The 13219-nt window shown below is 60.1% G+C and carries 15 protein-coding genes; 8 read left to right on the top strand and 7 right to left on the bottom strand.

Annotated features, from left to right (window positions below; genetic code table 11):
- Positions 1 to 5 precede the first annotated feature (5 nt).
- Positions 6 to 1514: a choline-sulfatase gene (gene betC, locus MWU53_RS01620; protein ID WP_247089711.1), complete on the bottom strand. Its 1509-nt coding sequence runs from the start codon at positions 1512 to 1514 to the stop codon at positions 6 to 8.
- Positions 1511 to 2092: a transcriptional regulator BetI gene (betI, locus tag MWU53_RS01615; protein WP_247089709.1), complete on the bottom strand. Its 582-nt coding sequence runs from the start codon at positions 2090 to 2092 to the stop codon at positions 1511 to 1513. Before betI ends, betC begins: the two co-directional genes overlap by 4 nt.
- A 184-nt stretch (positions 2093 to 2276) precedes the next feature.
- Here betI and choX point away from each other — a divergent pair, with 184 nt between their 5' ends.
- The 4 genes from choX (at position 2277) to choV (ending at position 5758) form a co-directional block, all read left to right on the top strand.
- On the top strand, positions 2277 to 3209 hold the full coding sequence (choX, locus tag MWU53_RS01610) for a choline ABC transporter substrate-binding protein (RefSeq protein ID WP_247089707.1): 933 nt from the start codon (positions 2277 to 2279) through the stop codon (positions 3207 to 3209).
- Positions 3210 to 3281: 72 nt separating this feature from the next.
- The gene (locus MWU53_RS01605; RefSeq protein ID WP_247089705.1) at positions 3282 to 3896 is read left to right on the top strand and encodes a LysE family translocator; all 615 of its coding nucleotides are present in this window, start codon (positions 3282 to 3284) and stop codon (positions 3894 to 3896) included.
- A gap of 3 nt (positions 3897 to 3899) precedes the next feature.
- Positions 3900 to 4736 (top strand): choline ABC transporter permease subunit, encoded by an 837-nt coding sequence (choW, locus tag MWU53_RS01600; protein WP_247089703.1) that lies wholly within the window; start codon positions 3900 to 3902, stop codon positions 4734 to 4736.
- A gap of 2 nt (positions 4737 to 4738) precedes the next feature.
- Entirely contained in the window at positions 4739 to 5758 is a 1020-nt protein-coding gene (choV, locus tag MWU53_RS01595) for a choline ABC transporter ATP-binding protein (protein ID WP_247089701.1), read from the top strand.
- Between the two features lie 12 nt (positions 5759 to 5770).
- Here choV and MWU53_RS01590 read toward each other — a convergent pair whose 3' ends face one another.
- The gene (locus MWU53_RS01590; protein ID WP_247089699.1) at positions 5771 to 6229 is read right to left on the bottom strand and encodes a hypothetical protein; all 459 of its coding nucleotides are present in this window, start codon (positions 6227 to 6229) and stop codon (positions 5771 to 5773) included.
- A gap of 107 nt (positions 6230 to 6336) precedes the next feature.
- Here MWU53_RS01590 and MWU53_RS01585 point away from each other — a divergent pair, with 107 nt between their 5' ends.
- From MWU53_RS01585 to MWU53_RS01575, 3 genes are all read left to right on the top strand, one after another.
- Entirely contained in the window at positions 6337 to 7095 is a 759-nt protein-coding gene (locus MWU53_RS01585; RefSeq protein ID WP_247089697.1) for a TIM barrel protein, read from the top strand.
- Positions 7096 to 7170: 75 nt separating this feature from the next.
- Positions 7171 to 7539, top strand: coding sequence for a VOC family protein (locus MWU53_RS01580; RefSeq protein ID WP_247089695.1), 369 nt, complete (start codon positions 7171 to 7173; stop codon positions 7537 to 7539).
- Positions 7540 to 7542: 3 nt separating this feature from the next.
- Positions 7543 to 8247, top strand: coding sequence for a YafY family protein (locus MWU53_RS01575; RefSeq protein ID WP_247089693.1), 705 nt, complete (start codon positions 7543 to 7545; stop codon positions 8245 to 8247).
- Here MWU53_RS01575 and MWU53_RS01570 read toward each other — a convergent pair.
- Positions 8244 to 9194, bottom strand: coding sequence for a cation diffusion facilitator family transporter (locus MWU53_RS01570; protein ID WP_247089690.1), 951 nt, complete (start codon positions 9192 to 9194; stop codon positions 8244 to 8246). The genes MWU53_RS01575 and MWU53_RS01570 overlap by 4 nt on opposite strands.
- Positions 9195 to 9277: 83 nt before the next feature.
- Here MWU53_RS01570 and MWU53_RS01565 point away from each other — a divergent pair, with 83 nt between their 5' ends.
- On the top strand, positions 9278 to 9676 hold the full coding sequence (locus MWU53_RS01565) for a helix-turn-helix domain-containing protein (RefSeq protein ID WP_247089688.1): 399 nt from the start codon (positions 9278 to 9280) through the stop codon (positions 9674 to 9676).
- Between the two features lie 12 nt (positions 9677 to 9688).
- On the opposite strand, the gene polA is transcribed toward MWU53_RS01565, so the two are convergent.
- The 3 genes from polA to MWU53_RS01550 all read right to left on the bottom strand — a co-directional run bounded on the left by polA (position 9689) and on the right by MWU53_RS01550 (position 13217).
- Positions 9689 to 12481, bottom strand: coding sequence for a DNA polymerase I (polA, locus tag MWU53_RS01560; RefSeq protein WP_247089685.1), 2793 nt, complete (start codon positions 12479 to 12481; stop codon positions 9689 to 9691).
- Between the two features lie 94 nt (positions 12482 to 12575).
- A complete protein-coding gene (locus MWU53_RS01555) occupies positions 12576 to 12764 on the bottom strand; it encodes a zinc-finger domain-containing protein (protein WP_133487263.1) in 189 nt (62 codons plus the stop codon).
- Positions 12765 to 12833: 69 nt separating this feature from the next.
- Positions 12834 to 13217 carry a histidine triad nucleotide-binding protein gene (locus tag MWU53_RS01550; protein ID WP_247089683.1) on the bottom strand — a complete coding sequence of 128 codons (384 nt, stop codon included), beginning with the start codon at positions 13215 to 13217 and terminating at the stop codon, positions 12834 to 12836.
- Positions 13218 to 13219: the final 2 nt, after the last annotated feature.

Below are 13219 nucleotides of genomic sequence, written 5' to 3'. Positions count from 1 at the left end.
AGAGGTTACTCGCCACGGGGGAAGCGCGCGTTTTCTTCCACATTGTCGAGGTTCATGTGGTTGCGCATGTAGCGCTCGGACGCTTTGCGCAGCGGCTGGTAATCCCACGGGAAATACGCGCCGTTGCGCAACGCCTCATAGACCACCCAGCGGCGGGCTTGGCTTTCGCGTACTTCGTTGTCATAGGCGTCAAGATCCCAGCGCGCTTCCGACTTCGCCCGCAGCGAATTCAGCGTACCTTCATGGGCCGGATCGTCGGCCAGATTGACCAGCTCGTGCGGGTCAGCCTCCAGATCAAACAGCTGATCGGGGTCCAGCGCGCAGCGGTTATACTTCCACTTGCCATAGCGCAGAGACACCAGCGGTGCATAGGACGCTTCAGCCGCGTATTCCATCGCCACGGGGCTGGTGCGTTCTTCGCCATTTGCCAATCCCACAAGGCTTTCGCCATCGACCCACGGCTTCACCTCGTCCAGCGAAATCCCGGCCAGATCAGCCAAAGTGGGGGTAACATCCAGCGTCGAAACGGGTGCTTCGACCAATCCCGGCTCCATCCCGGGTGCCGAGATCATCAGAGGCACACGCGCCGAGCCTTCATAGAAGTTCATTTTGAACCACAACCCGCGCTCGCCCAGCATGTCGCCATGATCCGAGACGAACATGATGATCGCCTCTTGGCGGGTACTTTCCAGAATGTCCAACATCTCGCCAACCTTGTCGTCCAAGTAGGAGATATTGGCGAAATAGGCGCGACGCGAACGGCGGATGTCTTCTTCTTTGATGTCAAAGCTGCGCCAGTCATTGGCGTCGAAAATCCGCTGCGCATGGGGGTCGTGATCCTCGTACGCTTTCGCAGGCACCTCGGGCAGCAGGTGTTCGCAATCCTCGTAGAGATCCCAATATTTGCGACGCGCCACGTAAGGATCATGCGGGTGGGTGAAGCTAACGGTCAGGCACCACGGGCGGTCATCGTGGCCGCGCGCCAGATCGTAAAGCTTGGCGCAGGCGTTGTACGCAACCTCGTCATCATACTCCATCTGGTTCGAGATCTCAGCGACCCCTGCCCCCGTGACAGACCCCATATTGTGATACCACCAGTCGATCCGCTCGCCGGGCTTGCGATAATCCGGCGTCCAGCCGAAATCGGCGGGGTAGATATCGGTGGTCAGGCGTTCCTCAAACCCGTGCATCTGGTCAGGGCCAACGAAGTGCATCTTGCCCGACAGCGCGGTCTGATAACCGGCCCGGCGCAGGTGGTGCGCATAAGTCGGGATGTCCGAGGCGAACTCGGCCGCGTTGTCATAGACCTTGGTCCGGCGCGGCAGCAGGCCCGACATGAAGCTGGCCCGGCCCGGCGCGCAGAGCGGGCTAGCGGTATAGGCGTTCTTAAACCGGACCGAACTTTCGGCCAGTTTTTTCAGATTAGGAGCATGCAGCCAGTCCGCTGGCCCATCCGGGAACAGCGTCCCGTTCAGCTGATCCACCATAATAATCAGGATATTCGGCGAGGTCATGCGTAGGTCTCCAAAATGATATCAAGGCAGGCCAGAACACGATCACAGGCGCGTTTGCCGCTTGGGGTTTCTTCGCGAAGGGCGTGGCGGATATAGAGGCCGTCAATCATCGAGGCGAGCGTGTCTGCAACCTCGTGCGCGTCTTCGCCCACCAAAGGGCGCAGATCGTAGACAAGGTTCGAATGCAGCCGGTGCTGATAGACGCGCAACAAGCGCCGCGCACCCTCATTGCTTTGAGACATCACATAAAAATTAAGCCAGGCGCTGATCACTTCGGGACGGAAGTTGCCAGCTTCAAAGTTCGCGCGAATGATCGCTTCAACCCGGTCACGTGGGGTCTTTGCACCCAACACGGCGGCGCGCACCTGCGCGCCATAAACCGACAGGATGTGACGCATCGCGGCCAGAAAGATTTGATCCTTCCCGCCGAAATAGTGATGCGCCAAGGCGCTGGATACTCCGGCGCGCTTGGCGATCTGCGTCACGGTCACATCAAGGCTGCCCGCGCGGCCGATCTCGTCGATCGTGGCCTGCACCAGTGCGCCTTTCCGTATGGGTTCCATCCCCAGCTTTGGCATATGCCTCTCCGATTTGCGTACGGCAGGGTTGCTTTTTTTAATTGACTCGTCAATCAATAAAAAGCACCGTCTGCATCAATGAAGCCGGTTCCACCCCTGCGCTACCTGCGTTAGGGTCACGCCGAGCGGTCTGCAAATGCAGGCCCCGGCCAACAAAACCGCACCAAAAACAGGGAGCGAACATATGAAACTCAAATCCACTCTTTCCGCCATCGCGCTGTCGGCTGTTGCCACGTCTGCCTTTGCTGATGGCCATTGCGACGAAGTAACTTTCTCGGATGTTGGCTGGACCGACATCACCGCCACCACCGCAGCAACCACCGTTGTTCTTGAGGCTCTGGGCTATGAGACCGACATCAAGGTTCTGTCCGTGCCGGTAACCTATACCTCGATGGCCGAAGGTGACATCGACGTGTTCCTGGGCAACTGGATGCCCACCATGGAAGCCGACATTGCGCCTTACCGCGAGGCGGGCACTGTCGACACCGTGCGCACCAACCTTGAAGGCGCCAAGTACACGCTGGCCGTGAACAAGGCCGCCGCTGATCTGGGCATCAAGGATTTCGCCGACATCGCTGCCCAAGCAGACGCGCTGGAAGGCAAGATCTACGGCATCGAGCCGGGCAATGACGGCAACCGCCTGATCCAATCGATGATCGACGGCAACGCCTTTGGCCTTGAGGGCTTTGAAGTGGCTGAAAGCTCGGAACAGGGTATGCTGGCACAGGTTGCCCGCGCCGACAAGAAGGGCGAGCCGATCGTCTTCCTTGGCTGGGAACCCCACCCGATGAACGCCAACTTCGAGATGTCCTATCTGACCGGTGGTGACGACTTCTTCGGCCCCAATCTGGGTGGCGCCGTGGTCGACACCAACACCCGCGCAGGTTACGTGGCTGAGTGCGCCAACACCGGTAAGCTGCTGCAAAACCTCAGCTTCTCGCTGGCGATGGAGAACGAGATCATGGGCGCCATCCTGAATGACGGCCAAGATCCCGCCGACGCCGCCAAAGCATGGCTGGCTGCCAACCCCGCTGCCTACATGGCATGGCTGGACGGTGTGACCACCAAAGACGGTGGCGATGCTGTTGCCGCTGTCAAAGCGTCGCTGGGCATGTAAACCCAACACAATTTGGAACGCGCCGGGGATCCTCTCGGCGCGTTTCTTTTCGTGCATCCTGAAGATCCAGATATGACCTTTGCCACGCTTGCCTTGTTCATTCCAGCCTGCTTCGCGCTGAACATCGCGCCGGGGCCCAACAACGTGTTGGCGTTTTCAAACGGAGCACGACGTGGACTTCTGGTGGGACTTGCAGGGGGCATGGGCCGTATGCTGCCCTTCGCGGCAATGATCTTGCTGGTTGGCATTGGTCTGGGGGCCGTATTGGCTGCATCGGAGTCCGCATTCAACGCGGTGAAATACGCGGGTGCTGCCTATCTGGTCTATGTCGGATGGCGCATGTGGCGTGCGAAACCGCAGGCTAGTGCCTTTGCCCAAACGGACGAGCCGGTCGCAACCCTTATCCGCCGAGATTTCCTGATCGCTATTGGCAACCCAAAAGCCATCGCGATTTTCACAGCATTCTTCCCGCAATTCACCGATCTCTCCCAACCGCTCGCCCCGCAATACGCGCTTCTGGGCGGGTTGTTCTTGGTGCTCGAGTGTCTTGCCGTTGCGCTCTACGCAGGGTTTGGCGCAGGCTTTCAAGGCCTTTTGACCCCGCATCGCCTGCATACCCTGAACATGGGTGTCGGCGGTTTCCTGATCTTCTCTGGCCTTGCCCTGGCCCTAAATGAAAGGCACTGACACGTGGACTGGCTGACAGATTCCAAAATTCCGGTCGGCAAAACCATTTCGAATGGATTTGACTGGCTGACCGATGCATTTGGCCCCTTCTTTGACTTCGTCGATGACGTGCTCAGCAACGGGATCGACGGGTTCCTTTGGCTGCTGCAATACCCGCCTGCCCTGCTGATCGTAGCGCTTCTGGGCGCTCTGACCTTTTACATCCAACGCAGCTGGGGCCGCGTGGCGATCGTCGTTCTGTGCTTCCTTTACGTGCTGAACCAAGGCTACTGGGAAGAGACCACCGAAAGCCTGACGCTGATCGTCTTCTCGGTCCTGTTCTGTATGGGCGTCGGCGTACCCATCGGCATCTACGCCGCCCACCGCCCGCGTTTCTTCCAAGCGATCCTGCCGGTGCTGGACATGATGCAGACCATTCCGACATTCGTCTACCTGATCCCGATGATCGTGCTGTTTGGCATCGGCATGGTGCCGGGCCTTGTAGCCACCTTCATCTTCGTCATCCCCGCCCCGATCCGCCTGACCCAGCTGGGCGTCAGCCAGGTGCCAACGGCCCTGACCGAAGCAGGACAGGCTTTCGGCGCGACCCGGATGCAAACCCTGTGGAAGATCGAGCTGCCCTCGGCCTTCCCACAGATCATGACCGGCCTGAACCAGACCATCATGCTGTCGCTCTCGATGGTCGTCATCGCCGCCCTTGTCGGCGCGGATGGCCTTGGTGTTCCGGTGGTGCGCGCCCTGAACACGGTGAACGCTTCGCTGGGCTTTGAAAGCGGCTTGGTCATCGTAGCCGTCGCCATCGCCCTTGACCGCATGCTGCGCGTAGAACGGAAGGCCTGATCATGACCGCTGTAGAATTTGATAACGTCTCGATCGTATTTGGCGACAAGCCCGAAAGCGCTCTGCCCGGAATGGATGCAGGGAAGGACCGCTCGGACGTAAAAACCGAAACCGGTCAGGTGCTGGGCGTGCACAATTGCTCGCTCTCGGTGGCCGAAGGCGAAATCCTTGTGCTGATGGGCCTTTCCGGTTCCGGAAAATCTACGCTTCTGCGTGGTGTGAATGCGTTGAACCCCGTCGTGCGCGGTTGCGTACGGGTAAACGACGGTAACGGATTGGTAGATGTCACCAACGCCGACGCCGGCACCTTGCGCCGCATCCGCCAGAACCACGTGGCGATGGTGTTCCAGCAATTTGGCCTGCTGCCGTGGCGCACGGTGCGCGAAAATGTTGGGCTGGGACTGGAACTGGCTGGCATGGCAAAGGCCGAACACAACGCCCGCGTGGACGAGCAGCTTGAACTAGTGAACCTCAGCGAATGGGCCAACCGCAAGGTGGGCGAGCTGTCGGGCGGCATGCAGCAACGTGTGGGTCTGGCCCGCGCGTTTGCCACTCAAGCGCCAATCCTTCTGATGGACGAGCCCTTCTCGGCCCTCGACCCACTGATCCGCGCCCGCCTGCAGGATGAGCTGATCGAGCTTCAGCAGCGCCTGAAACGCACGATCATCTTCGTAAGCCACGATCTGGACGAAGCGTTCAAACTGGGCGACCGGATCGCGATCATGGAAGGCGGACGTATCGTACAATGCGGCACCCCACGCGACATCTTTACAAATCCCGTGAACGAATACGTGGCGGACTTCGTTGCGCATATGAACCCGCTGGGCGTTCTGACCGCGCGCGATGTGATGGAAGACGGAGCTTCGTCCGCATCCGTCACCGTCGATGTGGCCGATCACGTGGATGTGGTGATGAGAGCGCTGTCTGGTCAAGACGAGATCAACGTGACCGAGGCCGGGCAATCTGTCGGACGGATCACCGCAGACGCTGTCATGGCCCGGCTTCTGGACCCGCGCAGCTAACAGCGCATAGGCCTAGTTCGTCAGGCAGTAACTTTTGCCGCCTTCAACCCCGCCCAGTCCGACCGCCTTGCGCGGACAGGTATTTTGGGCAATCGCGGGTTGAAGGTGTGCGCCGTCTTTGCGAACCAGAAAGAACTCGTGCGCGAAACCATAGGGGCGCACTTGAAGGTCCCATCCAGTGAGCGCGTTGCCTTTCAGATGCCGATCGTTGGGCGGGACCAGCAGCCAGAATTCACGCCCTGTCAGCTTGGTACTGACTTGTTTTGACCGAAACCACAGCGCGTGCGGTTGGCTAAGCGCGCAGATCTCGGGCCGCGTCACGGCGCGCAGAGTATCCGTGTCCCCATCCACAGTTTCCCAGCCGATCAGGCGGTCACAAAAACTGGCACCTCCGCGCGCACCCACACTACTGACGTTCGGCTGGCAGGCCGAGACCGCGATGCAAGCAAACAGGGCGAGAACAACACGCATGGGAAACCCCTTTAAATTGCGAGAATCCTACAGCACCTTTGCCTTGCGTCAAAGGCAGCCATCGGCAAGTTTGGCGTAACCCCGCCGATAAGGACCTGAAGACCACCATGCCCCGTTTTGCCGCCAACCTGACCCTGTTGTTTACCGAACGGCCTTTTCTGGACCGGTTCGATGCCGCCGCCGAAGCTGGATTCGAGGCGGTCGAGGTGTTGTTCCCCTATGATAACGCGGCGAAGGACATTCAGCGGCGCCTGATCGCAAACGGGCTGCAGATGGTGCTGATCAACACGCCGCCGCCCAACTGGACAGGTGGACCGCGCGGCTTTGCGGCAATGCCGGATGGGCAAGAGCGATTTCGCCATGACTTCAAGCGTGCACTGCGCTTTGCGCAGGCCTTCAACGCCACCCATCTGCACATCATGGCGGGTGCGGCAGAAGGCGACGCGGCCCGCGCGGCTTTTGTCGAGAACCTGACATGGGCCGCAGCCCACGCACCAAAGCAAAGCCTAACCATCGAGCCGATCAATCGGGACGACATGCCGGGCTATTTCCTGTCGGACTACGATTTGGCCGCTGACATTCTGGCCGAGGTCGCAGCCCCCAATCTGCACCTGCAATTCGACGCCTACCACGCGCATAAAATCACCGGCGACATGCAAGCCACGTGGGAGAAGGTAAAACACCTGACCCGCCACATTCAGGTGGGCGGCATCCCAGACAGGAACGAGCCCATGGGTGGCGTGATCGACTATCCCGCATGGTTCAGGCAGTTGGATGACGAAGGCTATGCGGGTTGGGTTAGTGGCGAATATCACCCCGCCGGACGTACCGAAGACGGGCTGTCATGGATAAAGGGGTTCGGCTGACAGGCTCCTGACACTATGCTGTCAGGAGGGGGGTGTCACAACCGCCTCATCAACATTGATGGAAGGAAAGACCCAATGACACCCACGATAGTATGCTGGAGCGAGATCCCCGTTTCGAACCTGGAAAAAGCAGTGGATTTCTATAGCACTGTCTTCAAATGGACGATGAAAATCGACACCACTGGCCCCGTGCCGATGGCCGATTTTGGAGGCACCGACGCGCCGGGTGGCGGGCATCTCTATGCAGGAAAGCCTGCGGTTGATGGCAGTGGCCCGACAGTGCACATGGTGGTGCCGGATGCGCTGGAAGACGCGATGTCGCGGTGCGAGGGCGCGGGTGGCAAAGTAACCAGCGACCCGATCCCGTTGCCCATGGGGCGCTTCGTCTATGCTTCGGACCCCGATGGCAACGCGATCGGCATGTTTGAACCGAAAGCCGCCTGATCCATGCGCCGTGCCGACCGCCTTTTCCAGATTGTTCAGCTACTTCGGGGCGGTCGGCTGACCACGGCGCGGGATTTGGCCGAGAAACTCGAGGTCAGCGAGCGCACGATCTATCGCGACATCGCTGACCTTATTGGCTCGGGCGTGCCCGTCGAAGGCGAAGCGGGCGTCGGGTACGTGATGCGGGCGGGCTATGACGTGCCGCCGCTCATGTTCACCCGAGACGAGATCATGGCCGTAATCGCAGGCACCCACCTGATCGAGCGGATGGGTGGGGCCGCAATGGCAACTGCCGCCCGCGAGGCCTTGGTAAAGATCCGCGCCGTGCTGCCGGAAGCGCTGGAAGCACAAGCCAAGCGCGTTGAGATCCACGCCGGCCCCACCCTGCGCCCCTCGGATCGTGACCGTCATTTCATCGACCAAATCGAAAGCGCCATCGATGCGCGGTTGAGGTTGATCATGACCTATGCGGACGAGGCAGGCGCAAAGTCCACCCGCACCATCCGCCCCTTGGCCCTTTGGCTGTGGCGCAATGGGTGGACGGTGGTCAGCTGGTGCGAGTTACGCGAAGACTTCCGTATGTTCCGCGTCGACCGGATCGAAGGCTTCACCACCGGCGAACGGTTCCGCGAAGAGCGCGACAAGGGCCTGAATGCGCTTTACGCCCAGATGGAAGACCGCGGCTTCGACCCCAAGCTGATCACCTAGCCAAGCGACGGCTTGGTCCCTCCGATCCGCTGCGGCGTGTCACAGGTCGCGTCGACGTTTTCGATATCCAACGTGACGTGGGCAATCCCCCAACGATCGACCAGGTGCGCCTTCACGGCAGCTTTCACCGGAAGGACGTCGGACCAGCCGCCCCCCGATACCACCACGTGCGCCTCGAGCGAGATCACATCCTCGCTGATTTGCCAAAGGTGAAGGTGATGTACGTTTTCGACACCCGGGACGGTCTCCATCCCGCTAAGAACTTCTTCCACATCGATGCCCTGCGGTGCGCCCAGCATCAGGATATGTGCCACGCCTTTCAGCTCGGACAGGCCCATCCAGATCACGTAAGCCGCAATGCCCAGCGTCGCAATCGGGTCTGCCAGATGCCAGTCAAATGCCACGATCAGAACGCCCACAACAATCACCGCGACGGACCCCAGCGCATCTGCCACGTTGTGCAGAAACGCGGCCCGAATATTGGCACTGTCTTTTGCCATGCGCCATGTCAGCAATGCTGTCACCGCGTCCACGACCAGCGCGATGCCTGCCACGATGATGACCAGCCACCCGGCCACCTCGGGTGGGTTGAAAAAGCGCATAACACCCTCATAGGCCAGATAAATCCCGATCACGATCAGCGTGGTCAGATTGATCAGTGCGGCCACCAGCTCGACCCGTTTATAGCCGAAGGTCATGGTCCCGTCGGTGGGACGGCGCGCAATCTTGCGGGCAAAGAACGCAATCGCCAAAGACGCCGCATCCGACAGGTTGTGAATGGCATCCGCGATCAGCGCGACCGACCCGGACAGCAGCCCGCCGACAATCTGCGCGAGGGTCAAAAGGACGTTTGCCGCAACGGCCAGCCCGACGCGCAAGTCGCCCGCTTCTGGGTCAATGTGATGATGATGGTGATGGCCATGCGAGTGGCTGTGATCATGGGGCATGAAGGCGCTCCGGTTCCGGGTGTTGTTCCTATCACAACTGGATATAATCCCTCTAGTCCCTAGAGGTTCAAGAGGAAAAGCACATGTTTTCCATCGGTCAGATTTCCACCCGCACCGGGGTGAAGGTGCCAACCATCCGCTATTACGAGCAGATGGGATTGATCGCCGCAGAAGAACGCACCGAAGGTAACCAGCGGCGGTTTTCGCAAGAGGGGTTGGACCGGCTGCATTTCATCCGGCACGCCCGGGATCTTGGGCTTTCGATTGATATGATCCGCCATCTTCTGACCATCGCGCCCAGCAACCACGCGGAAAGCCACCGGATTGCGGCTGAGCATCTGGACGAGGTGCGTGACCGGATCGCCGGGTTAAAACGGCTTGAGGCCGAGCTGGTGCGGATCAAGGACAGTTGCGACGGCAAGGACGAGTGCTCGGTCCTGTCGGCCTTTGGCGATCACCGCCAATGTGCAGGAGGTCACTAGGCCCGAAGGCGCTTAGTGCGCCTCGGCCCAGTTCATGCCTACGCCTGCATCCACCACCAGCGGCACGTCCAGTTTGATCGCGGGTTCTGCCGCACCTTCCATAACGTGGCGGACGGTCTCGATCACCTCGTCCACGGCGTTTTCCTCGACTTCGAAGATCAGTTCGTCGTGGACTTGCAGAAGCATCTTGGCAGGCAGCTTTGCGATGGCATCCGGCATGCGGATCATGGCGCGACGGATGATGTCGGCGGCGGTGCCCTGAATGGGTGCGTTGATCGCGGCGCGTTTGGCGAAGCCTGCCTGTGGGCCTTTTGCGCCGATCTCGGGCGTGTGGATGCGGCGGCCAAACAGGGTCTCGACCCGCTTGTGTTCCTTGGCGAACTCAATCGTCGAGTCCATGTATGTGCGAATGCCCGGGAAGCGTTCGAAATAGCGGTCGATGAAGCCCTGTGCCTCGGCCCGCGGGATGCGCAGATTGCGCGCCAGACCGAAGCCCGAGATGCCATAGATCACACCGAAGTTAATCGCCTTGGCCTGACGACGGATGTCTGGCGTCATCTCGTCCAGCGGCACGTCGAACATCTCGCTCGCCGTCATGGCGTGAATGTCGTGGCCGTCGCGGAAGGCCTGTTTCAGCGCGTCGATCCCGGCCATATGGGCCAGAATGCGCAGTTCGATCTGGCTGTAGTCAAGGCTGATCAGCTTGGTGCCTTCGGGGGCAACAAATGCCTCACGGATGCGGCGCCCTTCTTCCGAGCGCACGGGGATGTTTTGCAGGTTCGGATCACTGGACGCCATGCGACCTGTGTTCGCCCCGGACTGCAGGTAAGACGTATGCACGCGGCCCGTTTCCGGGTGGAGGTGATCCTGCAGTGCGTCGGTATATGTCGATTTCAGCTTTTGCAGCTGGCGATAGTCCAGAACCCGCGCGGCGAAGGGGTGTTCTGCGGCGAGGTCTTCAAGCACGTCGGCAGGCGTCGACCACTGGCCGGTCTTGGTTTTCTTGCCGCCGGGCAGCTCCATCTCGCCAAACAGGATTTCACCTACCTGCGCAGGGGATTGCACGTTGAAGTCACGGCCTGCGATTTCGTGCAGTTCAGCCTCGTAGCCCGCCATCTTCTGGGCAAAGGCGTTGGACATGCGCGACAGTACCTCGCGGTCGACCTTGATGCCCGTCATCTCCATCTGCGCCAGCACCGGCACAAGCGGGCGTTCCAGACGCTCATAGACGCGGGTGACGTGATTGCTGTGCAGGCGGGGCTTCAGGATCTGCCAGAGGCGCAGCGTAATATCCGCATCCTCGGCCGCGTATTTCACTGCATCTTCGATCGGCACACGATCGAAGGTGATCGCAGATTTTCCCGTGCCCAACAGCGACTTGATCGAGATCGGGCTGTGCGAGAGGTATTCTTCCGACAGCTTGTCCATGCCGTGCCCATGCAAGCCAGCATTTTGGGCATAAGACATCAACATCGTATCGTCGATGGAGGCCACATTCACACCATAGCGCGCCAAGATTTTGGCGTCGTATTTCATGTTCTGGCCGATCTTCAGGATCGCCGGATCCTCGAGCATCGGTTTCAGCGCGGCAATGACCTGATCCAGTGGCAATTGCCCCTCGGCCAGTTCCGAGCCTCCAAAAAGGTCATCCGCCTGGCTGCTTTTGTGGGTCAGAGGGATATAGCAAGCCTCGCCAACCTCAACCGCCAGCGAGATGCCGACCAGATCGACCAACATTTCGTTCAGTCCGGTGGTTTCCGTGTCGAACGCCACATAGCCGCGCGCATAGGCGCGGTCGATCCATGCACCCAGCGCGTCCATGTCTTTGACCCACTCGTATTTCTCGGGGTCGATAGCGGGCATTTCGGGCGCAGCGGGCGCGTCGCCGCCTTCAGGCTGCGCGATCTCGGGTGCGTCCATCCCCAGCTTGCCCGCGACGCGGTTGGTGAGGGTCCGGAACTCCATTTCGGCCAAGAAACTCAAGATCGTGTCGGGTTCCGGATCCCTTAGCTCCAGATCCTCAAACGCCACGTCCAGATCCATCTGGTCGTCCAGCTTCACCAGATCGCGGCTGATGCGGATTAAGTCAGCTTGCTCGATAAGGGTCTGCCGGCGTTTGGGTTGTTTGATCTCCTCGGCGCGTTCCAGAAGCGTGTCGAGGTCGCCGAATTCGTTGATCAGAAGCGCGGCGGTCTTGATGCCAATCCCGGGCGCGCCGGGCACGTTATCGACGCTATCACCTGCCAGCGCCTGCACATCGACCACGCGGTTGGGGCCGACGCCAAATTTCTCTTCCACGCCTTCGACGCCGATCCGCTTGTTCTTCATCGGGTCGAGCATTTCGACGCCGCCGCCTACTAGCTGCATCAGGTCCTTGTCAGAGGACAGGATGGTGACGCGGCCGCCCGCCTCGTCCGCTTGGCGTGCAAGGGTCGCGATGATGTCGTCTGCCTCGAATCCTTCGACCTCGATACAGGCGATGTTGAAGGCACGGGTGGCGTCGCGGGTCAGCGGGAATTGCGGGCGCAGGTCTTCAGGCGCTGGGGGACGGTTGGCTTTGTAGTCGGGGTAGATGTCACTGCGGAAGGTCTTGCCGGAATGGTCGAAGATCACCGCCACATGGGTGGGCGCGTCGGCACCTGCATTGTCTTCGATGAACTTGAACAACATGTTGCAGAACCCGGCCACCGCCCCGATGGGCAGCCCGTCGGATTTGCGCGTCAGCGGAGGCAGCGCGTGATAGGCCCGAAAGATAAAGGCCGATCCATCGACCAGATGCAGATGACAACCCTTGCCAAAGCTCATTGGAATTCCCCCTGAAACGCGTGTGACCAGTTAAGACGCAAAAGGCCGCGAGGCACCAGCCCGCGGCCCGGATTTAAGTGCAGCCCGGCAGAAATCAGGCGGCTTTGTCGTCGTCTGCGTGATCCTTGTGGACGAACTTGCAATCGCAATAGGGGCATTCCACCCAGCCATGTTCGTTCGGGATCTGCAGATAGACGCGCGGATGGCCCAGCGCGCCCTCGCCGCCGTCGCAAGAGACCTTGTAGCTGTCAACAATCTTGGTTTCAGGAGCCGGTTGGGTCATGTGAGACACCTCTGTCATTTGTGTTGATCTATTTACGCCCCGCGCGGGCGGTGCCGCAAGAGCGAACCGTCAATCCGCGCGCGATACCATGCGCCCGATGGGGCGGCCTGCCAGAATATGAACGTGCAGGTGCGGAACCTCTTGTACGCCATGCTCGCCCGCGTTGGAAATCAGCCGGTAGCCATCGCCAGCATTGCCCGGCTCGACTCCCAGAAGTGCGCAGACCTTGCCCACAGCGCGGGTGAAGCCAACGATCTCGGCGTCCGAACCTTCGGCGGCCAGATGATCGTAGGTCACATACGGGCCCTTGGGAATCACCAGAACGTGGTGCGGCGCTTTTGGCATGATGTCCTTGAACGCCAACGCGTGCTCATCCTCGTACACGGTGTCATTCGGGATCTCGCCGCGCAGGATCTTGGCGAAGATGTTCTGGTCGTCATAGCTGTAGGGCATTG

The sequence above is a fragment of the Aliiroseovarius sp. S1123 genome (assembly GCF_023015885.1).
Taxonomy (GTDB): domain Bacteria; phylum Pseudomonadota; class Alphaproteobacteria; order Rhodobacterales; family Rhodobacteraceae; genus Aliiroseovarius.
This window is presented reverse-complemented; position numbering and strand designations above follow the sequence as displayed.

Bases quoted from the DNA above. Each gene is read 5' to 3' on its own strand.
- MWU53_RS01590 (WP_247089699.1), bottom strand. From the start codon at position 6,229: ATGCGTGTTGTTCTCGCCCTGTTTGCTTGCATCGCGGTCTCGGCCTGC.
- MWU53_RS01580 (WP_247089695.1), top strand. From the start codon at position 7,171: ATGACACCCACGATAGTATGCTGGAGCGAGATCCCCGTTTCGAACCTG.
- MWU53_RS01555 (WP_133487263.1), bottom strand. From the start codon at position 12,764: ATGACCCAACCGGCTCCTGAAACCAAGATTGTTGACAGCTACAAGGTC.
- MWU53_RS01575 (WP_247089693.1), top strand. From the start codon at position 7,543: ATGCGCCGTGCCGACCGCCTTTTCCAGATTGTTCAGCTACTTCGGGGC.
- MWU53_RS01585 (WP_247089697.1), top strand. From the start codon at position 6,337: ATGCCCCGTTTTGCCGCCAACCTGACCCTGTTGTTTACCGAACGGCCT.
- choX (WP_247089707.1), top strand. From the start codon at position 2,277: ATGAAACTCAAATCCACTCTTTCCGCCATCGCGCTGTCGGCTGTTGCC.
- betI (WP_247089709.1), bottom strand. From the start codon at position 2,092: ATGCCAAAGCTGGGGATGGAACCCATACGGAAAGGCGCACTGGTGCAG.
- MWU53_RS01565 (WP_247089688.1), top strand. From the start codon at position 9,278: ATGTTTTCCATCGGTCAGATTTCCACCCGCACCGGGGTGAAGGTGCCA.
- MWU53_RS01570 (WP_247089690.1), bottom strand. From the start codon at position 9,194: ATGCCCCATGATCACAGCCACTCGCATGGCCATCACCATCATCATCAC.
- betC (WP_247089711.1), bottom strand. From the start codon at position 1,514: ATGACCTCGCCGAATATCCTGATTATTATGGTGGATCAGCTGAACGGG.
- polA (WP_247089685.1), bottom strand. From the start codon at position 12,481: ATGAGCTTTGGCAAGGGTTGTCATCTGCATCTGGTCGATGGATCGGCC.
- MWU53_RS01605 (WP_247089705.1), top strand. From the start codon at position 3,282: ATGACCTTTGCCACGCTTGCCTTGTTCATTCCAGCCTGCTTCGCGCTG.
- MWU53_RS01550 (WP_247089683.1), bottom strand. From the start codon at position 13,217: ATGCCCTACAGCTATGACGACCAGAACATCTTCGCCAAGATCCTGCGC.
- choV (WP_247089701.1), top strand. From the start codon at position 4,739: ATGACCGCTGTAGAATTTGATAACGTCTCGATCGTATTTGGCGACAAG.